At 67.4% G+C, this 21007-nt stretch carries 22 protein-coding genes and 2 pseudogenes; 11 read left to right on the top strand and 13 right to left on the bottom strand.

Going from position 1 to position 21007, the window contains the following annotated elements:
• Window positions 1–308 precede the first annotated feature (308 nt).
• Together HCN51_RS48160 and HCN51_RS63225 are read left to right on the top strand one after the other, a co-directional pair.
• Window positions 309–635, top strand: coding sequence for a site-specific integrase (locus HCN51_RS48160; RefSeq protein WP_168018802.1), 327 nt, complete (start codon window positions 309–311; stop codon window positions 633–635).
• A 42-nt stretch (window positions 636–677) separates the two neighbouring features.
• Window positions 678–1109 carry a tyrosine-type recombinase/integrase gene (locus tag HCN51_RS63225; protein ID WP_168018814.1) on the top strand — a complete coding sequence of 144 codons (432 nt, stop codon included), beginning with the start codon at window positions 678–680 and terminating at the stop codon, window positions 1107–1109.
• Between the two features lie 291 nt (window positions 1110–1400).
• Here the strand turns inward: HCN51_RS63225 and HCN51_RS48150 are convergent, their stop codons facing one another.
• Window positions 1401–1739 carry a nuclear transport factor 2 family protein gene (locus HCN51_RS48150; RefSeq protein ID WP_168018800.1) on the bottom strand — a complete coding sequence of 113 codons (339 nt, stop codon included), beginning with the start codon at window positions 1737–1739 and terminating at the stop codon, window positions 1401–1403.
• A gap of 12 nt (window positions 1740–1751) precedes the next feature.
• Window positions 1752–1964 (bottom strand): hypothetical protein, encoded by a 213-nt coding sequence (locus tag HCN51_RS48145; RefSeq protein WP_168018798.1) that lies wholly within the window; start codon window positions 1962–1964, stop codon window positions 1752–1754.
• A 327-nt stretch (window positions 1965–2291) separates the two neighbouring features.
• Between HCN51_RS48145 and HCN51_RS48140 the strand changes: the two genes are divergently transcribed.
• Window positions 2292–2573: a transposase gene (locus HCN51_RS48140; RefSeq protein ID WP_206068752.1), complete on the top strand. Its 282-nt coding sequence runs from the start codon at window positions 2292–2294 to the stop codon at window positions 2571–2573.
• Here HCN51_RS48140 and HCN51_RS48135 read toward each other — a convergent pair.
• The gene (locus HCN51_RS48135; protein WP_168018796.1) at window positions 2494–5994 is read right to left on the bottom strand and encodes an NACHT domain-containing protein; all 3501 of its coding nucleotides are present in this window, start codon (window positions 5992–5994) and stop codon (window positions 2494–2496) included. The genes HCN51_RS48140 and HCN51_RS48135 overlap by 80 nt on opposite strands.
• Window positions 5995–6447: 453 nt before the next feature.
• On the opposite strand from HCN51_RS48135, the pseudogene HCN51_RS63220 reads away from it, so the two are divergent.
• Together HCN51_RS63220 and HCN51_RS60660 are read left to right on the top strand one after the other, a co-directional pair.
• Window positions 6448–6663, top strand: a pseudogene (locus HCN51_RS63220) (transposase); the annotation flags it as partial.
• Between the two features lie 193 nt (window positions 6664–6856).
• Window positions 6857–7213: a hypothetical protein gene (locus HCN51_RS60660; protein ID WP_240974017.1), complete on the top strand. Its 357-nt coding sequence runs from the start codon at window positions 6857–6859 to the stop codon at window positions 7211–7213.
• A 39-nt stretch (window positions 7214–7252) separates the two neighbouring features.
• Here HCN51_RS60660 and HCN51_RS48125 read toward each other — a convergent pair whose 3' ends face one another.
• The 3 genes from HCN51_RS48125 to HCN51_RS60655 form a co-directional block, all read right to left on the bottom strand.
• Window positions 7253–7843: a hypothetical protein gene (locus tag HCN51_RS48125; protein ID WP_168018785.1), complete on the bottom strand. Its 591-nt coding sequence runs from the start codon at window positions 7841–7843 to the stop codon at window positions 7253–7255.
• Window positions 7844–7902: 59 nt separating this feature from the next.
• Complete coding sequence (locus tag HCN51_RS48120; protein ID WP_168018783.1) at window positions 7903–8358, bottom strand: matrixin family metalloprotease; 456 nt, start codon at window positions 8356–8358, stop codon at window positions 7903–7905.
• 575 nt (window positions 8359–8933) lie between these two features.
• Window positions 8934–9989 (bottom strand): tyrosine-type recombinase/integrase, encoded by a 1056-nt coding sequence (locus tag HCN51_RS60655; RefSeq protein ID WP_168018774.1) that lies wholly within the window; start codon window positions 9987–9989, stop codon window positions 8934–8936.
• A 183-nt stretch (window positions 9990–10172) separates the two neighbouring features.
• Here HCN51_RS60655 and HCN51_RS48110 point away from each other — a divergent pair, with 183 nt between their 5' ends.
• Window positions 10173–11321 carry a coiled-coil domain-containing protein gene (locus HCN51_RS48110; protein ID WP_168018752.1) on the top strand — a complete coding sequence of 383 codons (1149 nt, stop codon included), beginning with the start codon at window positions 10173–10175 and terminating at the stop codon, window positions 11319–11321.
• 126 nt (window positions 11322–11447) lie between these two features.
• Here the strand turns inward: HCN51_RS48110 and HCN51_RS48105 are convergent, their stop codons facing one another.
• From HCN51_RS48105 to HCN51_RS48080, 6 genes are all read right to left on the bottom strand, one after another.
• Window positions 11448–11666, bottom strand: a complete 219-nt coding sequence (locus tag HCN51_RS48105) for a hypothetical protein (protein WP_168018750.1) — start codon at window positions 11664–11666, stop codon at window positions 11448–11450.
• Window positions 11663–11932 (bottom strand): hypothetical protein, encoded by a 270-nt coding sequence (locus HCN51_RS48100; protein ID WP_168018748.1) that lies wholly within the window; start codon window positions 11930–11932, stop codon window positions 11663–11665. Before HCN51_RS48100 ends, HCN51_RS48105 begins: the two co-directional genes overlap by 4 nt.
• The gene (locus HCN51_RS48095) at window positions 11929–13224 is read right to left on the bottom strand and encodes a ThiF family adenylyltransferase (protein WP_168018745.1); all 1296 of its coding nucleotides are present in this window, start codon (window positions 13222–13224) and stop codon (window positions 11929–11931) included. Before HCN51_RS48095 ends, HCN51_RS48100 begins: the two co-directional genes overlap by 4 nt.
• Complete coding sequence (locus tag HCN51_RS58580) at window positions 13221–13586, bottom strand: ubiquitin-conjugating enzyme family protein (RefSeq protein ID WP_206068751.1); 366 nt, start codon at window positions 13584–13586, stop codon at window positions 13221–13223. The genes HCN51_RS48095 and HCN51_RS58580 overlap by 4 nt, the downstream gene beginning before the upstream one ends.
• A gap of 214 nt (window positions 13587–13800) precedes the next feature.
• Entirely contained in the window at window positions 13801–14775 is a 975-nt protein-coding gene (locus tag HCN51_RS48085) for a nucleotidyltransferase family protein (protein ID WP_168018741.1), read from the bottom strand.
• Window positions 14776–14955: 180 nt separating this feature from the next.
• A complete protein-coding gene (locus tag HCN51_RS48080) occupies window positions 14956–15951 on the bottom strand; it encodes an SAVED domain-containing protein (protein ID WP_206068750.1) in 996 nt (331 codons plus the stop codon).
• 335 nt (window positions 15952–16286) lie between these two features.
• Here HCN51_RS48080 and HCN51_RS48075 point away from each other — a divergent pair, with 335 nt between their 5' ends.
• From HCN51_RS48075 to HCN51_RS48060, 5 genes and pseudogenes are all read left to right on the top strand, one after another.
• Window positions 16287–16946 carry a transposase domain-containing protein gene (locus HCN51_RS48075; protein ID WP_346434060.1) on the top strand — a complete coding sequence of 220 codons (660 nt, stop codon included), beginning with the start codon at window positions 16287–16289 and terminating at the stop codon, window positions 16944–16946.
• Between the two features lie 173 nt (window positions 16947–17119).
• Window positions 17120–17518 (top strand): hypothetical protein, encoded by a 399-nt coding sequence (locus HCN51_RS48070; protein WP_168018735.1) that lies wholly within the window; start codon window positions 17120–17122, stop codon window positions 17516–17518.
• Window positions 17519–17959: 441 nt separating this feature from the next.
• Window positions 17960–18127 (top strand): annotated as a pseudogene (locus tag HCN51_RS60650) (ISKra4 family transposase); the annotation flags it as partial.
• A 544-nt stretch (window positions 18128–18671) separates the two neighbouring features.
• Window positions 18672–19043 (top strand): RIP homotypic interaction motif-containing protein, encoded by a 372-nt coding sequence (locus tag HCN51_RS48065; protein ID WP_206068749.1) that lies wholly within the window; start codon window positions 18672–18674, stop codon window positions 19041–19043.
• A 47-nt stretch (window positions 19044–19090) separates the two neighbouring features.
• On the top strand, window positions 19091–19534 hold the full coding sequence (locus HCN51_RS48060; protein ID WP_168018733.1) for a hypothetical protein: 444 nt from the start codon (window positions 19091–19093) through the stop codon (window positions 19532–19534).
• Here HCN51_RS48060 and HCN51_RS48055 read toward each other — a convergent pair whose 3' ends face one another.
• On the bottom strand, window positions 19535–20956 hold the full coding sequence (locus HCN51_RS48055) for a hypothetical protein (RefSeq protein ID WP_168018659.1): 1422 nt from the start codon (window positions 20954–20956) through the stop codon (window positions 19535–19537).
• Window positions 20957–21007 lie beyond the last annotated feature (51 nt).

Raw genomic sequence — 21007 nt, 5'->3', positions numbered from 1 at the left:
ACATCGAACCCCGGTCCAATGGGCCGGGGTTTTCGCTGTGCGAGGTCGTTCTGGGGGCCCAGGACTCTACTGCCGGGTAGCTACGCTAAGGACGGGCTCCGGAACTCGCCGCGCCACTTCTCTTCAGAAAATGACCCTTCCGTGAAGTAACCTGGCCGCATACCGTCCTCCACCCCCAGCTCGCCGCCCTCGACCGCCGGGCCGGATCGCGCCGAAGTCACTTCACGAAAGGTGGTCGGGCTCCCCGACCGGATCGATCCGGCCGACGACAACCTGCCGACTGGATCGAGCGCTACCTCGGCCTGGCCGTGCGCGGGGTCCGCTCGCCGGAGGTCACCGCCAAGATCGCCCGGCATCTGCAGCGCTTCGCCACCTGGCTCGCCGACGGCCTCGGGCACGACCGGCTCTCGGCCGTCACCCCGCGCGAGGTGGCGGCCTGGCGCGACCACCTGGCCGCCGCAGGCAACCGCGGCCGCGACAGGCGGGCGGCGCCGATGGCCGCCGCGACTGTCAACAACCACCTCGCGCACGTCTCGGCGCTGTTCACCTGGATCACCGCGCACGCCCCCGACGGGCTGCTGCGCCACGGCGACCCGACCAAGAGAGTCACGCTGCTGCCGCTGGCCGCCCCGTAGCCGCGCGCACTCGCCGCCGCCCAGGTCCGCACCGTCAAGAACATCGTCGACCGGATCGAGACCTTCCACGAGCTCAAGGGCCGCCGCCACCGCCGCGCCGACCCGCGCACCCACGCTCGCCCGCTACGCGACCGGGCCATCATCTACCTGCTGTTCGGCACCGGGCTGCGCCGCGCCGAACTGGTCGGCCTGGACCTGGACCATCTGCAGCCGGCCGAGGCCGACCGGCTGCGCCAGGCCAAGAAGGCGCGCCTGGCCGGCGTACGCGGCAAGGGCCGCACCGTCTTCCTCGGACGCCACGCCCGCCACGCCCTGGCCGACTACCTCCAACACGAACGCCCCGGCGACGCCACGGCCAGCACCCCTCCGACGGCACTCTTCCTGTCGGCCGCATCCATCGCCGCCCACCGCCCCGACGGCCGCCTGTCACCCCGCTCGATCAACACCATCGTCGGCGAGAGGCCGCCTGCATGACGCCCAGACGCCCGACCACGACCGTAAGCTCGGCACCCTGCGCCCGCACGACGCCCGCCACACCTTCGCCTTTCAGCTCTCCCAAGCCTTCGGCCACAACCGCGCCGAACTCGAACGCCGCCTCCGCCACGCCAACGACCGCTACTTGCGCCTCTACACCAACCCGCCCGACGACATCGCCGCCGGCTACATCGAGGATCTGTCACGCGCAGATCCCCGCTGCGACTCTCTGACCAGCACTAGCACAATCGCGTGTACCGGGTGACAGCAGTCTTACAGGCTCCCCAGATCCTATGGCGCCGACGGTCCAGAGGGCTGTCGCGTGCCGGCGTATCCCAGCGCGAGATAGAGACGGTGCTGGATCCGCCATCCGCCTTCGGTTCTGCGCCAGTGATCGACGTGCAGGACGTGTCCGACCCTTGCCATCGACGACTCCGCGAGCTGGCGAAGCTCGGCGGAGCCCTGGAACAGGCCGCGCCAGTCCGGCTGGTCCACAAGGACGACCTCGAAGATCCCGTCGTCAGCTAACAAGCCGATCCACCCCTCGACGTCACCGCTGTCGAAGGCGTGGGAGTAGCGGCCGATCGCCTGCTGGATCTCGAAGCGGTCCGCGATATCAAGATCGTTCATTGCGGGTCCGTCTCAATCGTCCGCGCCGATCCACGGGTTGATCGGCCCCACGAGCAGGAAGCAGCCATCTGGCCGGGTACGCTCGGCGCCCGTCTCCGGCAGCGAGGTCGCGGTCGCGACGTAGAGCCCCGTCGAGTAGCGCCGTACCTCGTCGACGAGATCAGTGAGAGCGAGGCCGTTGAGGAAGGCGGCGTACCTCATCATCAGCGAGGGCCCGCCGTCCACATGCGACTCACCGATGCCGGTGGCGAACCTTCCCCGGCGGAGGAAGACCTGACCGGCGCCGTCATCCGCGCGCCTCCGGAAGACGTTGTATCCCTCGCTGGTGGCCCCGCCGGCGGCCTTGAACGCCTTTCCCCCAGGATCCGCGCGGGGAAATCTCCCGATACAGGAAATCGATGGTCCCCCGGAGGTGTTCCGGCGGCAGATGGAGGGCGGGGATGTAACCGGCGTACTCGCCGTCGAGCTCGTTCAGGTCCGGAGCGGGCAGCGTCCTCCACAGCGCTAGGGTCCATCTCATCGGCGACAACCTGTCCACGCACAAGGCGGCCGGTGGTGCACGCCTGGCTGCTGGCCCACCCGCGCTTCACGCTGCACTTCACCCCGACCGACTCCTCCTGGATCCATCAGGTGGAACGCTGGTTCGCCGAGCTGGAGCGGCGCTGCCTGGAGCGCGGCAGCTTCTACTCCCTGGAAGCGCTCAAGACCACCCTGGAAGAGTGGATCAAGACCTGGAACGAGGACGCCAAGCCGTTCAGATGGACCAAGACCGCCGACCAGAGCTTCGACCGCATCTGCCGCTACTGCCACCGAATCTCAAAACCGGCTCACTAGGTGTTCTCGTCGCGCTGCTGGCGTAGCTGATCCACAGCGCGGTGGCGGCCTCGACGCCCTGCCCGGCCGCAGCCCGAAGCAGAAGGATCGCTTCATCCACCCGCCCCGCCACCACCAGCAGTTCAGCCAGGTGCACAGCCGCATGCCAGTCCCCCGCGTCAGCCCGCTCGTGCAGCAGGACGATGGCTTCCTCCAGACGCCCCTCATCCGTGAGCACCGTCACGAGACGGTCATCAGCCCCCAGGACGCCGTTCTGGATCTGGCCGCGCAACGACACGATGGCGTCTTCAGTACGGCCCTGGCCCAGCAGCAAGTCCACCAGTTGCATGGAGGCAACGTACGCGCTCCAGTCGTCACCACGCTCGACGCGGTGCTGGAGCATGGTGATGGCCTCCTCAATTTGTCCTTGGTGCACGAGCAGTTTGGTAAGGTCCTCGATGGCGGTGGAGAGCCCGGCTCCAGCCTTGAGTCCTTCGCTGAGTATCGTGATGGCTTCCTCCACCTGTCCCTGGCGCACGAGAAGCGCGGCCAGGTCCGTACGGGCGGTCGACACCTCCCATCCGGACCTGATCTGCTCGCGAAGAACGGCGCCGGCTTCTTCGAGGTCACCCTCATCGGCCAACAGCTTCGCCAGGGGATTGTGGGCGAGCCAGAGTAGCTGGGGATTGACGGCGTGGGGCCGGAGCAGGGCGATGGCTTCCTTCCTGCGGCCTTGGGCCGCCAGCAATTCGGCCAGTTGAGTCAGGACGATCACATTGGCGCGCTCGACGTGCGCGCGGAGCAGCGCGATGGCTTCCTCTGCTGCGCCGGCGTCGCTCAGTAGCTTCGCCAGCTGCTCGACCGCGAGGATGCTGCCATGCTCGACACGAGCGCGCAGGTCGTTCGCCCGCCCGCGTTCCGCCAGGAGCTTCACCAACTGCCGCTCAGCGAGATAGGAGATCCGCCACTCCCCCGATGTCGGTGGATCATCGCGGTCGGCGTACTCCTGCAAGAGAGCGATGGCGTCTTCCGCCCGGTCCTGCCCTACCAGTACGTCGGCCAGTCGCTCCAGGACGGTCGAACGGCCATGCGCAACTTGCGCCGCCAGCAGACTGATCGCGTCGTCCACCCGGCCGTGCTGCAGCAGCACCTCGACCAGGAGATCGGAGGCCTCGCCAGCGATGTAGCCGTTGGGGTGGGCCGCGAAACGCCTCAATGAGGCGATGGCTTCGCTCACCTCGCCGCGGTCCACCAGTGCCTCTGCGAGAGCCCGGCCGGCCGGCCAATCGCCCCGATCGGCCCGTCTACACAGCTCATCCCTCTGGCCCTTGCTCAACAGCAGCTTTGCCAGTTGCTCGCCGGCCAGCACGTGTCCGTGATCCGCGTGGACCGTCAGATGCTCGGGCACGATGGTCCTCGCCAGATGCTCTTGAAGGATCAGGTGGCGGAACTGCCACGTGGTTCCGGTTCTGCGGAGCGTCCCCCGACGGAGTTCCTCCTGGAGGAAGGCGTTGAGACGTAGCGGCAGGCGTCGGCGGATGACCAGTCGCAGATGGGTTGCGCGGTAGGCCAGCCAGGTCCACAGGCCGGCAAGGCATGCGGCGGTCCAGCCGAAGACGAATGCCGCGACCGTGGCGGTGGTCCACGGTGCGGGCGAGTGTGTGAACGTGGCGATGACGGTGAAGAGAAAGGATCCGGCAGCCGCGTGCATGGTTGCGGCTGACAGCGTCGCGCTGTGCTGGGCACGCAACGTCGGCTTGGGCATGGCCGATCCCGGACCGAACCCGATGCGATCACCTCGCAGAAACGGCACGATCATCGCTGCGACGGCCGCTCCAAGCACCGCCTCGAGAAGATCACCGATGATGAGCCCCGTCAGCAGCCCGCACCACGTGCCGATGCCGGCTCGGAGCATCGGCAGGCGACGGGGTCTGCTGTACTGGTGGAGGAAATCCCGGATGCGTCCATAGGTGTAGTACCAGCGCGGTGTCGCGTCGTAGGTCGGCCAGGGCATCAACCGGTCGCCGCTGGCCAGGATCAGCGGGATCCCCAAGGCGATCGTGATCCATACAGCGGACATCAGGCCCATCATCGTGGCCGCCGCGCCGGCCACGAGCACGCATACCAGGCTCGCCAGGCAGAAGAGCGCCCGGTAGGGCCGATGGGTGAACAAGTCGGCGCGCAGCTGCCACCAAAGCAGTTCCACTGTGCCCGACAGGTGAAGCTGCAGGGCCAAAGTTTCCAGGTAGCGACGGGCGATGTGTGCAGGGCAGACGTTGGGAGGTTTGTGTCCCGGCGGTGTGGGCGGGGCAGGGTTGTGGACACCGGTGATGTAGGTGTCTATCAAACTGGCGCGGATCTCCCCTTCGCCAGGGATGCGAGTCAGCTCCGCCGGATCGGTGCTGGGCGACTGATAGGCGGCTCGGGCAAGAGAGACCATGAGGGGAGTCGACAGGACGCGGGCGAGGGCGCTGTCTCGCTGAGCGAGAAGGTATGTGAAGACCGGCTCCCAGCGTGGGTAAGCCGGTTCCGGATGGGAGAGGTACTCGATCGCTTGGTCGATGCCGACCGGCTGCAACTCTACGACCGCAGCTCGCGAGATGAGTTGCTGATGATCGCGGACAGCCTGTTCGTACTCGCGGATGCGGCTGGTGACCACCAGCGGTCGTCCCAGCGCAGCGTAGTCGTCCAATCTGCGCAGTGCCGGCGCGTGCTGGTGAGCGGGCATCTCATCCAGCCCGTCGAGTATCAGCAGCAGGCGTGCCTGCTTGATGAGTTGCTCGGCCGCCCAGAGGCCGCCTTCGGGTACCGTGCCGAGGACGTCAGGGTAGGTCTGGGTCAGGTAACGCGCCGCGAAGCTCTCAAAGCTCTCCTGCCGGACTTTGCGGCCATCCTCCTGCTGAGGGCTCCAGGCCGACATGGTGATCAGCACCGGAACGGGCTCGCCCTCCACTGCCTCTTCGAGCAGGCCCAGGGCCAGCAGCAGAGCCAGGCCGCTCTTGCCGGCGCCGGGCTCGCCGATGATGACCAGTTGCCGGTGCGTCAGGCTTCGATAGCGCTCCACGATCTGGCTGGTGGCGCCCGCCAACGGTTTCTCGGCCCAGGTAGCGGCAGGGGAGGCGGATGCCGCGGCGGCAGGGTCCATGACGACGTCGCGAGCTGCGGCGATGGGTCGTGCCGTCGAGATCCACCGCACCTGAATCGGGAGGGGCTGCCGCAGCCGGCGCAGGACGCTTTCATACGCGTACTGCTCTTCCAGCCGTCGCCGCAAGGCCTCCACCGCATGATCGAGTGCGGCCGCCCGGTCTTGGAGACTCGCCGTTCGAGCCTGCAGTACGAGCAGCCCCATGGCGCCCAGCACGAGCAGGCCAGTCGCCGTCCAGGTGGTGGGCGTCCACCACGGAGCCCGTACTGTGATCGTGTCAGTGGCCAGGTTGCCCACGAGCCCTGTGGCGACTCCGACCAGCAAGGTCGCCAGCGCGATCGAGCGCCTTGGCGAGCCACCGCCGCCCGCACCCCTCACTCGCCCAGCATCTCTTGCCTCCGCCAGCGATGACAATACCGGCGTACTGGACGAGTATGAGCAATCGGTGGTGACTACCACTGGGCCTGTTCGAGGGTGTCGGCCAGTTCGTCCGCGACGGCGACGTCGCCGCCCCGGAGTTGCGCCGCGAGATCCACGAGGGCCTGCAGGTCGTGGAGCACTGAAACTCCGTCAACACCGACCTGTTCTACGGCGGCGCCGGCACCATCCCGACGGCGACAAGGAACATCAGGAGGTTTCCATGCTTAGCCTGCACCTGCTGCAGACATCAACATGGGTCGCTTGGTGTGCTCCGGGTTGAGTAGAGGTGGATTTCTGGATTCTTGTGCCGCTTGGTGAGAGGAAAGTGGCATGGGACGACGAAGCTGCCCGCCGGAGTTCCGGCGCAAGGTACTGGACCTGCTCGAAGTGGGCCGCACGGCCACCGAGCTGGCGCATGACCTGGGCATCAGCAGGCAGACGATCTACACCTGGCGTCGCCAGGACCGCATCGGTCGCGGCCTGGAGCCGGATCTGACCAGTGGCGAGAAGGCCGAGCCGGCCGCCGCCAGACGGCGCATCGCCGAGCTGGAGACCAAGCTGCAGGCCACCCGCCGGGCGATCGAGCCGATCCGCGAGGCGGCGCCCCAAAGGTTCGGCGTCGAGCCGATCTGCCGGGTGCTCGGCTTCGCGCCGGCGACGTACGACGCGGCCCGGAGCGGGCCGCCCTCGGCCCGCGAGCGGGTTCGTCGAACGAGCCGAGCCGACCGGAGTGCCGATCATGCCGCTTCACTGCTGTCCATACGTCCGCCACGCCGGCCACGTCGTCCATGTGTACCCGGCCGGCCATCTCGACGTGGGCCTCGCCGTCACCTACACCGGCGCCCGTGCCGCAGCCCTGGCGGCGCAGAGCCCGGAGGTGGTGCCGTTCGCCAAACTGCTGTTCTTCTCGGACGCGTGGGCTCCGGCCGAGCTGCACCATCTCGGCGCGACGCCGTGGCGCCGGGCGCTGGTGCGGGTCCTGGGCGAGTTCGTGGCCGACGGGGAATGGTCGGCGGGCCAGGCGGCGCGGGTGGCGGCCATGGTGGGCGCGGGGAACGCCCGCCGCGTCTACGACCTGACCGCCCCCAGGCTCTGATGCCGTCCCGTTCCAGGGACCGGGGACGGTCCCACGGTCTCACTCCTTGATCGACAACCGCTCGACGTCGGCGTCCTCAAGGTGGACTGGGTTGTCCGGCATCGCCGAATACGTGCCTGCCGAGGTGACGACGTACTTCGCCTGCTCCGGGTTGAGGAGCGAGGCCGGCGAGTCGGGATAGGTCTCCAGGAACAGCATGTACGTGACGCCCGTCTTCAACGGCGTCGCGTCCGCCTCCTCGTACGTCACGCCGTCCAGCGTGCCGCCGAGCTCCTTCACCTGGATGACCTGGCCGACCCGGGCCAGCCCCTTGCGCACCTTGACCACCTCGACGGAACTGACCGTCATGACCGTGGGCGGCGCGGCGGGCGGGGCCTCCGCGTCGGGCGTGGCCCCGGCGTTCGGATTCAGCTGCGGATCGGTCTCGGTGCCGTCGTCCGCCGGTTCGACCTCCGTCATGACCCGCTTGGCCCCGGTCAACCGGCCCTCGATCACCAGCTTCGCCCCGGCAAACAGCGCGTCGACGCTGTCGTAGGCCGGATAGTCGGCCGCGTAGATGACGTTTTTCTCCTCCGCCGCGCAGGCGGACAGCAACAGCACAGCCAGGGCGGACACCCCGAGCCGCCACATTCGAGCCTTCATCGACTTCGACTCCCGTTCTCCTCGTGAATGTCGTCGGGCGGGGCCGGTCAGTAATAGGCGTTGACGTCCGAGACGTCATGCGACTGCGGTTTGGTCATTGTGTCGCGATTTCTGCTGCTGTTCATGATGGAGGTGGTGCTGTTGTGCGCGAGATTGAGCGCGTGCCCCAATTCGTGCACGAAGACGCCGGTCACGTAGTTGGAGAAATTGCTCGCGTCCCGGTTGATGGTGCGGCTGTTCAGCTTGATGTAGAGGCAGCTGTCGCCGCATCGGGTGTAGTGCCCGTACCAGGTGTTCCGGTACGACTTCACGGTGATCGTCGAGCCGGAGTTCCGGTTCTTGTAGATGTCGGCGGGGGAGGACGTGGCATTCCAGTTGGCCAGCGCCTTGTTCATCGGCTTCTGCCACGTGTCGTTGTAGTTGTAGGGGTAGATGCCGATGCGGGCGATGAGCTGGCCCGTCCCGTTCCAGTGTGCGGACGCGGGGGTCGCGCTGATGCTCACGCAGACGATGCCGGCGAGAGTCGCGGCCAGCAGTCGTGAGGCTTTTCTTTTCGCGTTCCGGGCGCGGAGGTCTGACAATGCCACGATCCACTTCGATTCTTCTCGGGCAGGGCGGAACAGCGTGACGAGTGGAGGAACTGCACGGTCACCGGTCGCGCCCGGACGGGCGGCCGACGCGGTCTCGGCAAGGCGTTCTTACTACGGGCGGTTCACGTCGGCGGAAACCGTTTGCACGCTGTGACGGTACTCGACGCGCAGTTATACGCACAAGATCAACGCAGAGTTCCGGAAACCATCGTCTCCGTCATATCGGCCGGTCCTCCCAGGTGCGCGGAAACTGCCCGGACACCGACCCTGAAAAATCGAGCGCTTTTCATTCTGAGTCGCGGCCTCCTTCGATGAGCTGCAGGACGAGGACGGCCGGCACGATCGTGGTGGCGCGGTGCGGGCAGCAGCACAGCCGAGGCTCTCCAGTAGAGGCATCGGATCTTGGTCGACTGCTGCCTACCGAGAAGCCTCTTCTCACCGGCGCGATCAGGTTGGAAAGCCTCAGATTTTGAGAACCTACAGGCCGCTCAGAGCCCCACGTTGCGCATGGCGTTGTCGCGCCAGCGGTCGACGGCTCTGATGTAGCGCAGCACGACGGGTGAGGCGGGGGCCCAGCGGCCGTGTTTGGCGATGACGGCGACGGGGACGCCGGCGGCGTAGGCGACGGTGGCGCCGCCGGCGCGCAGGCTGTGCGCGGTGACGGTGTCGGCGGAGGGTACGCCGGCGCGGATGGCGAGGTCGCGGACGATGGTGTTGACGGCGTCGGCGCCGAGGGAGGGGCCGAGGGTGCCGTGCCGGTTGATGCGGCGCAGTAGCCGTCCGGTGGTGTGTCCGGCCTGGTCGAGGACGTGCAGCCAGTCGCGCCAGGCGGCGACGGGGTCGGTGAGCGGGTGGCTGCCGCGCGGGATGGCGACGGTTTCGCCGGCGGAGTCCTTGTCGGTCTTGCTGGTGCGGATGGTGACCTCGAGGCCGTCGGCCACTTCCCGTACGTCCTCGCGCTGCAGGGCGACGAGTTCGCTGCGGCGGCCCATCAGGGCCAGGCCGAGCACGAGCAGCAGCCGGTCGCGCCGCCCGATCGGCGTGTCGAGGTCGCAGGCGGCCACCATGGCGCGCAGCGCGTCGATGGTGATGGGCGGGGCTTCGCGCTGGCCGCGGCCGCCGGTTTCGGCGCGAGCGCGTTTGTAGGCGCGCAGGGCCAGGCGGGCGGCTTCGGTGGCGGGGTGTCCGGGGTGGCCGGCCAGGCGGTGCATGGTGCGCACGGCGGCGACGGCCTGTTCGATGCTGGCCGGCGCCTGGCCCGCCTCGCACAGCTGGGAGGTGTATTCGGCCAGCGTGTGGGCGGTGGCGGGCAGCGCGATGCGGCCGTGGGTGGCGCACCAGCCGGTGAACAGCGCCCATTGGCGGGTGTAGGCGCGGCGGGTGTTGGCCGGCACGCCGTCGGCGATGCGCTGCTGGGTGCGCGTGCTGAGCGTGTAGTCCGCGGCGGTATGCCCGGCTTCGTGGGCCGTATTTTCTGGCAGCGGATAAATCGGTGGCCGCTCCCCCGCCGCCGCGGCCGGCAATGCCTCCTGCTCGTCGTGCACGCCCGTCTCCCCGCCCCGTTCTCGCCCGCTGTCGCCCGTTTCGGCCCTCGTCCGGCACCGATCCGACACCTTGTTTCTGACCCGCGATAAGGAAGGTTATCACGGGTTAGATCGCTCGGCGCGAGCGTTTGCGAACGCACGAAACTGCTGCGTTCGAACGCTGCGAACGCTACGCTGCTGCCTGTGGCGAACGATCAAGGAACTGTGGGGGCGGTCGTACCGGCCGAAGGTAACGACAAGGCTGAGAGCGGGACGATCGGAACGACGGAGGAACTGCGGTGTGCCGGACCCGGCTGCGTCAAGGCGCTGCCCGGGCGCAGCAGCCGCGCCAAGTACTGCAGCGACGCCTGCCGGGCGGCCGCTTACCGCGCGCGTACCACCGCGCACGCCACCCCCGTGGCCAACGCGCTGCTACGAGCCGGAGACCTGATCGCGCCGTTACTGGCGGCCGGCGAGCAGTGGCAGGCCGCCCAGGAGGCGCTGCGCAACCAACTGGCCGAGCTGAGCAGCGGCGCGCTGGCCCAGGTGGAGGCCGCCGAGCAGGCCGCCGAGGAAGCCCGCGCCGCCGCCGCGGCGGCCGAGCAACGCGCCATGACCGCGGCCAGCACCGCCGCCACCCGGATCGCCGCCGCCGAACAGGCCCGCGCCCAGGCCGAGACCGCCCGCGACCGCGCCGAAGAACGTGAGCAGGACGCCTGGCGGCAGGTCGGCGAGCACCAGACCGCCCGCGCCCAAGCCGAGCAGCGTGCCATCGAAGCCGCCGACCGGCAGCGCCAGGCCGAGCACGACCGGGACACCGCCCGCCGGCGAACCACCGAGCTCACCGAACTGCACGCCACCGCGACCGCCCGCATCGCCGAGCTGGAACAGCAGGCCAGTGAGCAGCAGGACGAGCTAGCCGACCTCCGTCGCCGGCTGAAGGATCAGGAAGCCCGGACCCGGCAAGCCGAGCAGGAACGCGACCAGGCACGCGGCATGGCCGGGGCGCACGCCGAGGAGGCCGACCGGCTGCGCCGGGCGCTGGCCGCCGAACAGCACCGGCGCGAACAGGCCGTCACAGCGGCCGCCGTGGCCGAGCAGGCCCGCGAGGCCGCCGCCCAAGCCCGGGCCGACGCCGCCGGTGAGGCCGATCAGCTGCGTGGCGAACTTGCCGACCTCGCCAGCGCGCTGAAGAGCGCTCAGCGGCAGCGCGAAGAAGCCGTCACTGCCGCCGCGGTGGCACAGGCCTTGCTGTCCAAGCAGGACAGCCCTGAACAGCCTCGCCACCCTGAGCCAGCCGCCAGGTCGGATCATGATGCCCAGCCAACGAACGATAAACAGCAACCGAGTTAGGCCAGGTAAGCCAGCTCACCTGACCGCTGAAATATCGGCAAGGGAGCAGTGGCGTTCGCCCGCACATGGTAACTGGATTTCAGCTTGGCCGATGGCAACGCTGTCCAGTCATCGCCGGTGAGATGATCAGCTGTCTCTCGGCACAATGCGGGCAAGGGCAGCGTGTCCGTGAGGAGGTGCGATGATCCACGCCGTCAAGACAGGAGCGCGCCAGGTGTTTGCAGGGCCGGCCAGGATGATCGCGACGAAGTAGGCGAAGGCGAGTTCGGGATCGTTGAGCAGCGTCTGATAGGTGGCGAGGTCTCTGGCGCTCGGCCTTGGCGGCGCGCTCAGGTGGTGTGTCACTCGCCAATCCAGATGCTGTGATCGAGGGTGAAGGCTCGGTCTGCGAAGGACTGTGCGTGCGGAAGGTCACGTTGAAAGAAGTCAGGCTGTCGGATAGCCCTTGGGCCGAGGCCTCCGGCATGGTTGACAACGACCGCATCCGGCTGCGCCGCACCCAGCAGGATGCCGCCGGTCTCGAGGCCGTCGCTGGAAACTTGAGCTTCATCCATGATGTCGGACATGGCGGGCGCGGAGAGGATGATTTCCTTCGGGAAGGGCGTGGTCACGGCTGGCCACAGGTCGGACAGTCGGCGCGGGGTGGCGTGGCCGGTGCCCATCGAACGTTGCCGGTGTAACCGAGATCGAAGGGGCCAGTCCAGCCCCGGCACGCCTGCAAGCCGACGGTGAGGTGTTCGCTCGGCAGACGGTGAGCGAAGTGGCCTGCGGCTTCCAAGGCGGTCGAAACGGTGATCTTGGCGGCGAGATTTCCAATGAGGAAGAGGTCAGAGCCGACGGCGGTCATGGGATGGTGCAGTGTTCCTGTGCCGTAGCCGGCCTCGAGCGCTGGTTCGGGGTCAAGGGTGCCCTCGTTGGTGAGTGCCTGGCGCCGGCACAGGAGGCAGCCGTGGTCGGGCCACGGGCGTAGACGGATCACTTCGCCGATTCCTCCGTCGGCCAGGACGCAGGCCAGGATCGCGGGTTTGCCGGCGCGGCGGGCGAGGTGGCTGCTGGCGCGTCGTGGCGCAACGCCGTCGGTACAGCAGAGGATGATGCTAGTTTCCTGCAGGAGCGCACGGATGAGATCGGCGTCGTTGACGACGTCGTACCGGAATGCGGCGATCTCGGTGTCCCCGTGTCGGTCAGCCAGATAGTCGCGGAGAGCGTCGACCTTGAATTTCCCGATGTAGCGGCGGGGCAGTACGTGGCGGATGAGGTTGTGCCACAGCAGTCGGTCGGGATCAACCAGCAGGAGCCGTCCAAGTCCGTAGCCTGCGAGTGCGGTAGCTGCTGCCCCGCCGATGCTGCCGACGCCGACCACCATGACAGTGACGGACGCAAGGTCGGTGACGGGCCAGTACGGCTCCAGTTGCGTGATGCCGATGGGCTCCGGCTCTACCGCCACCGAGGCGCCGAACACCGCCTTTCGTGTCACCCGCCATGCGGCGAGCCGGGGAACAGGGGCTTCGTCGTAGGGTGGTTTGTCGGCGTCCGGCGCGTAGGTGAGCGCAAAGTACCCGAGGGCGCCGGGATCCATAAGCTGCTTGGGAAGTCGCGCGGCGAACGCGTCGAACGAGACGCCCACGTGTTCACCCCGCCTGGTGATCTCGTACCACAGTCCGTGAAGTTCCGCCGGTACGCGAAACCAGAACCCGTCCCCGCCGGGGAGGCCGGTGTTCAAGGGGTGACTCCTGGGATCGAGCTGCAACTGAAACCCGGCTGTTGAGTTCCTGAGGTAGCTGATCAGGACGAGCCCGTCGGAATCGGAGCGTCTGAACTTGATGGTCCCGGACGTGCCGGCGTCAGTGGCGATGAGGTAGCGGAGTCCGTCGCGAGGCAGCAGAAATAGCGTGTCGATCATCCTGCACTTCCCGCGATCTTCGGCACCACGGCGTCACGACCGCTGTAGGCGTTCTCGCTTGCGGTGATGATGAGATGGTCCACGGCTGGGTTGCTCACGATCCCGTGCAACGACATCTGGTCCAAGACCCCCGCTTTCATCAAGGCGTACTCAACGTGCCAGGCCGCCGCCTTCATGATGAGGTCGCAGATCGAGTCGCGAGGATCCCAGGCGGTGTCCGTCTGGAATTGGCATAGGCTGCCATCGCCGTTGACATGCCACCGGTGCTGGGTGCACTCAACAGGTTCCGGTCGCGGGTCGACGGGATAGATCCGCGGCGGCACCATCGGGTACGCCTGCCCGTAGGCGATCACCACTTCCATGCCTGTGCCACCGAGAAGGGCAGCCAGGCCGGGTGGCTCCGGTCGATCCAAAGGCCACATTGGAAGCCGTCCTTCCCAGCCTCCAGCGCCGTCCGATGTCCAGGTCAGTGCCGGGAATCGAGCGGCGACTTCCGCCCGGTCTCTGGCGAACCGGGCGGGCTCCGCCACCCACCAGTTGATCGGCGTCCTGGCACGTGAAGTGGTCACGGTCCGGTCAGCCCTGCGGGGCGTCCTTGATCGGTCGTGGCATCACCGTCGGGACGATCAGAGCAGGACTGGTCTTCGGCGTGCCCTGCGGAGCCGGAAAGTCGTCTCCGAACACCTCGCGCCACAACTTCTTGGCGTCATCGGTGTGGCCTTCCTCGGCCGCGTCGCACGCCTGGTCGGCCAGGTCCGCGGCGTTTAGCAGCGAGTCTCGCAGGGCGACCCGATCCAGGTCAGGCTGAATCTCACCGCACAAGCCGGCGGGATCCATGACCGGCCCGTTTCCGACCGCAATGGCCGCCGCTGTGAAAAAGCTCTTGAGTGCTTGGGGACGGGACAACCCGCCGGGCAAGTGGTGCAGGGCAAGAACCTCCATCACCAGCGACTTGACCGTACCTTCCACCTCGGCCCGATGGCGCCACGCCTTCAGGACCCGCACCATGCGCAGGAAGTAGTCCCAGTCCGCGTTGCGCTGCTTGACCTTCTCGACCAGGAACTGAGGGTCGGCCGGGACCCAGTCGGAGGACTTCTTCTCCGGGATGAGCAGGGCGCCGTTGTGCTTGAGCGCGGGCATCGCATCGACCGTGAACCCGTCGTCATCGCCGGGACTGTCGATGAAGCACTTGACTGCGTGATTGCGCGGGGCGGCGATGCGGACCAGCTTCTCAATGGTGCCGTTGGTGATGCCGAGCAGCCTATTGACCTTGCCGCCAAGCGTGTCGAGGGCCTCCTTGGCCGAGTCTCCGGGCTTACCCCACTCAGGGTGTTCGTTCGAGTCGAAGACGACCACCAGATCCAGATCGTGGATCTTGGGACCGATATGCGTGCTACGCCGCAAGGAGCCCGAGCCCCAGACGTCGATGACGTCGGATTCGGCGCCCAGGGCGCTCTTGAAGGTTTCGCGCCGTTCGCGCGCTTCCTTGACCTGCTCGGCTTCTGCGTCAACCTGTTTCTGGAACGCATCAAACGCCGCGGCAAGGCTCATCGAGATTCCTTTCTCTGCAGATACGCGTGAAACGCCTGGCCCAGGCCAACTTCGGTCAGAGACGAGCGGTGGCCGGCACGCGGCCTTCCGGCGGCGTTATGGCGAGCAGCGTAACCACACGGACCGACAGTTTCCTACCGCGCTCGCCATGCGCTGCCGAAGTCCCTCATGTCCTCGGCATCAGACGGCGATCGGCGGAGGGAAGGGCTCGTAGGAGTTGCTGGCCGCATCAAAGGTAAAGGCGGTCCACCGGCCATGTTCGGGCGACGCGAGCCGCGCGCCGAGCACTACCGCGATGGCGACGGGCCCGCTGAGGAAGATGGCGTGCTGGCCCGTTCGAGCTCCCGCCGGCAGTGGCGCCTCCCGCCAGGCGCGACAGGTCTGCTCCACCACGCCGGTAAAGGTCTCTCTGTCCTCAGTCAGCTTTGGGGATGTGCTGCGGAGCCGAAGCAGATAGCCGATGCCTTGCTGCCGGCATGTCGCCATCACTTGATCGAAGAACTGGTCGCCTCGGCCTTGCAGATCTAGCGCGAGGGCGACCTTGGTCGGGTCGCCGTCGTCGAGGGCGTCCAGCCGTTCAATCGTTAGCGGCTCCCTAGCGGAGTCGATGGTGCGCAACGACGTTGCCGGGAAGTACGCCGGAGCCCCGTCAGCCTGCCGGATCGCGTGGACCACGATCTCGCGGGCGTGGGTGTACCCCAGCCTGGCGCCGAACCAGAACGCGACGTGGAGCGGCATGGTCGGGATCAGGTTGATCTGGACGGCATCGGGCGTCAGGCGTTCCGCCATCGTCGCGGCGGCCAGTGTCTCATCGGCGAGAGCATCAATCTGACGCCGATCCCACACACCGTCGCCAGGCAAGTCGATGTTCGTCTTCAGGGTCACGGTGCACGTGTTCCGGCTGAACGTTTCCGCTTGCTGGTCTAGCTGCTGGGCGCGAGCCAGACCACGACGAGCGTCCATCGCGGTCACCACGATTCCGACCCTCATCTGACGGCGCGACCAGCCTCTAAGCCGCAGCCCCAGGGCAACAAACGCCAGCCCTGCGGCGAAGGCCAGGACGAACCACCAACGCCCCTCCACTTCGTTCGTGAGGAAGGACTTCGTGGCCTCCACCCCGAAGCCACCAGCCATCGCGCCACCGATGGTGAGCGACGCCGTGCCATCTGTCAGCACCGCCCACCTCTGTTGTGAGCCGTTGGAGGTACCGGCGGAACCGACGACTGTCAGTCGGGGTGGATCCGGCCGCTGCGAATGTGTCATCAACAAGCCATTCGTTCGGGGCGAAGCGACAGAAGATACCGATATTCATGTGCCGCGCCAACAGGTGCAGCGGGTCGAGCCTGTTGGCGCGGCAATTGCGCGGCAGAGGGACGATCGGGCCCTGTCCCAAGGCCAGAAAGTTAAGGTCGTCGTGGTGCTGTCAAGCACGCGAGTTCTCAGGACGTGGGAGCGGAGATCCAGTAGAACGGTGATCTTCCACAACCAGCCGTCGAAGAACTGGATCTCCGTTGCGTGCCGAGTATGCCAGCTTTGCTGTTCTCCGCGCTGTCGAGACGAGCTCTTGGCCCCGCTCAGCAGCCGGGAGATTGTTCGCTCCCGGGCATTTCGGGGAGCTGGCCGCGCTCGTACCGTTCGAGCTCGTCGATGCAGTCCTTGAGGAAACCCGCAGCATGCAGCGCCGTCTGCGCGCGCTGCCCTCGCGTGTCGGGGTCTACTTCCTGCTGGCGATGTGCCTGTTCCCCGAGGTCGGCTACCTGCTGGTCTGGCAGAAGCTGACGGCCTCGCTGAGCGCCCTGCCGGTCGTGACGCCCACCACCAAAGCGCTGCGTGACCTGCGCCGCAGAGTCGGTTGCGCGCCGATGCGGCGCCTGTTCGAGGTGCTGAGCGGACCGCTGGCCCAGCCCGCGACGCCCGGAGTACGGTTCGGGACCTACCGCATCGTCTCCTTCGACGGCTGCAGCTCACTCAAGACCCCCGACACCGTCCGTGACCGGGCCTGGCTGGGCAGCCCCGGTCACGGCGGCTACCCGCTGCTGGAACTGATGACGCTGGTGGAGACCGGAACGCGGGCCCTGATCGGCGCGGTTTTCGGCCTCACCAGCGAGGGCGAGAGCAGCTATGCCCGGCGCCTGCTGCACCTGCTGACATCGGACATGCTGGTGTTATAGGACAAGGGCTTCGACGGCACCGCTTTCCTCGCCCAGGTCAGCGCCACCGGCGCCCAGGTGCTCAGCCGGCTGCGCAGCAACCGGCGCAGCCCCATCCTGGCCACCCTTACCGACGGCTCCTATCTGTCGATGATCGGCAGCTTGCAGATCGCGTTACCGAGGCCCGCATCACGGTGACCTGCGCCGACGGCACCACCTTCAGCGGCACCTACCGCCTGGTCACCACCTTGACCGATGCCCGCCGCTACCCCGCCGCCGCCCTGGTCAGGCTCTACCACCAGCGCTGGGAACACGAGTCCGCCTACTACGCCCTCCGCCACACCATCATGCAAGGACGAATCCTGCGCTCGGGCGACCCCGCCGGACTGGAGCAGGAGATGTGGCCGGTGCTCACGCTCTATCAACTGCTGCGCACCGTGATGGTCGACGCCGCCGAGTCCCGGCCCGGCACCCATCCCGACCGCTGCAACTTCTCCATCGCCCTGCATACCGCCCTCGACCTGATCCTTCAGCCGGGCGACAACCCCGGCATGGCCACTGCTTGGTCGCAACCATCGGACGCCGTGTCCTAGCGGCGCTGCTGCCATCCCGCCGCCCGCGCGTCAGCACCCGCAAGGTCAAATCACCCACCCTCCCGCTACAACGAACGGCTCAACGACGGCCGGCCCGACCACAGCCGCACCATCACCGACCTCGACATCAGTCTCCTGCCACCCCCGCCCACACTGCCCGCCGCTCCCGGGACGAGCGACCCATGACCCCCACCGACCGCCGCAGACAACAACAGGTCCTGGCCCTCCTTCACCAAGATCCCAACCGCCCCTCGAAGGCCCGTGACATCGCCCAACACCTCGGCGAGGTCACCCTGAACACCATGTATCGACAACTCTCGCGCTGGGCCGCCAGCCAACTCATCCGCAAAATCGGGCCAGGCGTCTACACCGCCGGGCCGACCCCCGGCGCTCTTGCCAGCAGCTCAGAAACCTTAACTACCTGGCCTTGGGCGAGCCCCCGACATCACCGGCGCCCGCTGGGGACTGGCCGGAGCCGAGGCCATCTTGAAGCTCCGCGCCCTGATCGCCAACAACGACCTCGATGAGTACTGGACCTTCCACGTCGACCGCGAGAACCAGCGCGTCCACCACCATCGCCATCAGGACGAATGCACCCTCAGCGCCTGATCGAATCAGCCAATACGGAAGAGCCACACCCAACGGACATTGCCAAAGGCTGGATGGACCTGATTATGTCCCGAACAAACTGCTGCTCACAGCCTTGATTGAGGCTTTGTTGGAACCTTTGCTATTGCCCGGCATCGAACGCGGCCCTTCACCTCACCAAGGCGATTGGGGACGCGGCAAGCCCTCTGCACCACGGCCACAAGCCTGTTCCGGAATCCACGGCCGGATCGCTACCAGCGTGGCCAGCCACACCAGCGGGGTCTTGCGCGACGTCGGCAGGCGCCACCGCAGCATCGCCGCCGCTTGCAGGACTCGTAGCCGCGCAGCGATTCCTGGCTCAGCACCAGCCGCTCGCGCAGCGGCGCCGCAGCCTAGTCCGCGTCATCGAGGAGCAGCGCCAGTCCCGGAATCGCGGCCCGGTGCACGAGGGGATCGGCATCCGAGGAGAAGGCGGCGAACATCTCCGCCCGATCACGCGTTCCGGCCGTAGCGAAAGGTCGCCTTCGGTGATTGGGTGGAAGCACCCTCTCGACGGGAGCAAACAGTGATCGCCGTGGAGTTGATCGTGGCCGCGCTGACGGCGGGCATGTCAGCTGGAGTCACAGCGACGGCCTCCGCCGCTGTTCAGGATGCCTACGCTGGATTGCGCGCCAGCGTGCGCCGCCGTTTGATCGCGGGGCCCGACGGAGACGAAGCACTGGAGGAGCACGAGCGGGACCCGGAGACGGGCGGCGTACGTCTGGTGGAGGCGCTGCGGGCCGTTGAGGCCGGTGAGGACGCGGAGATCGCGCGGCTGGCCCAGCGCCTGCTGGGCCTCACTGACCCCGGGCAGGTCGGCAAGTACCAAGTGACGGTCCAGGACTCCAAGGGCGTGCAGATCGGTGAGGGGAACATTCAGACGAACACGTTCCCCTGACTGCGGGCGGTGTTCCTAACGGCGCGGCGGTGGCGAGCATGTCTGGTGTGACCGACTTGGACCCCCTGAGCGTCGCGGTCATCGCCGCCGCGCAGGACGCGGCTGGCCAGAAGTGGGATCGCTCCCGCCGGATGTACGCCCTGACCGATCCCCGAACCTACGTCGACACCGTCTATCCCCTCGACCCGATGCCGCCGCTGCGGCCGGACGAGTTGGTGGTCGTCCCGCTTGACCCGCTTCGGCCGGGCGACATCGGGGACGTGCTCGCGGAAGTGACCTGGCCGGACACCGTACGCGGCTGCGTTCTCGTGGTCGAGGCCGTGCTCGCGGATGGGCGGGGCCAGAGCCGGAAGGCGCACTTGGCGGTCGGTGTGTTGCGCGATGGGACCTACACGTGCCTTCTCAGGTTGCGTCACGAGGAGGAGATCCTGCCGTGCCCCGACCTTGGCCTGGTCGACGACCTGGTGACCGCCCTCCTGGGCACGTTCTGATCACCACCGCAGGGTCACGCGCGGAGACCTGGGGAGGTGAACCTTGTCCTTGCGGATATTTCCCGATCCGAGCATGACGCCATGACCGTGTGAGACGGCGTGGACCCGGCCGCGGCCCCCGTGGAGATCGACGAAGTGGATCTGCCGCAGTGATTCGCCGGAGAAGCGTTCCAGCTTCTTCTCTACCTTGCGCCGCGCGGCGTCGCCTCGGGGGAGTTCCAGGACCGACGCGAGCTCGCATACGAGCATCTTCTTCTCGCGCAGGGCATGCGCGATCAGGGCCTCGGGCTGTTCGATCCGGTAGTGGAAGTGGTTGCGCTGCACGGTGCCGTGTCCCAGCACTACGCCCTTGGACTTGCGTACGACGACCTCGCCCCGCTCGCCCACGTGTCCCGACAGCGTGGCGGGTTTCGGGCCAGGTTTGAGTGTGATCACCTTGCCCTGCTCAAGTGGTGCTGGCAGCAGCTTGCATACGGCATGGGCGGCCGAAGGGCTGTCGGGGTTCTTGATGAGGTTGGCCAACGCCCGCCGCTGAGCCGGTGTTTCGACGAGAAGCTTGTCCAGGGAGACCTTTAGCTGAGCTGCCTGGACGTGGTGGTCGTTGGTCTGCCGGTTGTTATCGCCCACCACGACCGCCGCCGAGTGGGAAATCTCCACTTTTCCCGGCTGCCGCGCTCGTTCCACCGTCATGCCGGTCGGGGATGTCGCCCCCGCGGTCAATTCGGTCGCCCGCCCGTCCGAGGCCGTGGCCGGGATCTCCAATCCCTTGCGCACCTCCTGCACCCTGTGCAGCAGTTCCGCCAGCGTGTCCGGCTCCGACCAGGCGAATTCGCCCTGCCGCCAGATGTCGTCCGTCAGCCTTTCGGCCTCGCGGAGAAGCTTGGGGACCTTCTCGGGTGCTGGGCTCTCCGCCGCTTTCTCCAGCGCCGCGATCCGGTCGGCGAAGCTTGGGAAGGGCGTGTCGGCCATGTCGTCCGCGGTCTTCGCCTCGTTGGCGGAGCTGCGAGCCGATGGTCGCGCGGCTGGCCTTTGATCCGGTTGCGATACGGCCTTCGCAGGTGCAGATTCGGCTGCCGGCGCCTCATGGGCTGGGTCGGAGGGCTCGGACTGCGATTCGCCCGCCTCTAGGTATTTCTCGTGCGGAGGGGGTGAATGGTCGTGGCGCGCAAAGGGTTTGATGTCGTGGTCCGGCTTCTTGGAAGATACGGCCTCGCAGGCGGCCTTCTCTGGTTCCCTGGGCTTTACTCTCGGGGCGGGCGCATGCTTAGGCAGGAAGGCCGCCTTGATCTGGTCGGCATGGCTTGGGGAGCGCGTGTCCACCGTTTCGTCGGCGCTCTCCGCGGCGGGCTTACATGATTGCTTGCGGTGCTCCAAGGGCTTGACGCTCTTAGCATGGGGACTCTGCGACAGTTGGGTCTCCACGGGCTTCTCTTCCGCAGCAGGCGCAGGCCGAGTTTGAGGAGTCGCCAGCCG

The sequence above is a fragment of the Nonomuraea composti genome (assembly GCF_012034275.1).
Classification (GTDB): Bacteria; Actinomycetota; Actinomycetes; order Streptosporangiales; family Streptosporangiaceae; genus Nonomuraea; species Nonomuraea composti.
This window is presented reverse-complemented; position numbering and strand designations above follow the sequence as displayed.

What these genes read in the sequence shown, in the direction of transcription:
- HCN51_RS48150 (WP_168018800.1), bottom strand. Translation starts at nt 1,739, where the DNA reads ATGAACGATCTTGATATCGCGGACCGCTTCGAGATCCAGCAGGCGATC.
- HCN51_RS60660 (WP_240974017.1), top strand. Translation starts at nt 6,857, where the DNA reads ATGCCGCTTCACTGCTGTCCATACGTCCGCCACGCCGGCCACGTCGTC.
- HCN51_RS48125 (WP_168018785.1), bottom strand. Translation starts at nt 7,843, where the DNA reads ATGTGGCGGCTCGGGGTGTCCGCCCTGGCTGTGCTGTTGCTGTCCGCC.
- HCN51_RS48095 (WP_168018745.1), bottom strand. Translation starts at nt 13,224, where the DNA reads ATGATCGACACGCTATTTCTGCTGCCTCGCGACGGACTCCGCTACCTC.
- HCN51_RS58580 (WP_206068751.1), bottom strand. Translation starts at nt 13,586, where the DNA reads ATGGAAGTGGTGATCGCCTACGGGCAGGCGTACCCGATGGTGCCGCCG.
- HCN51_RS48085 (WP_168018741.1), bottom strand. Translation starts at nt 14,775, where the DNA reads ATGAGCCTTGCCGCGGCGTTTGATGCGTTCCAGAAACAGGTTGACGCA.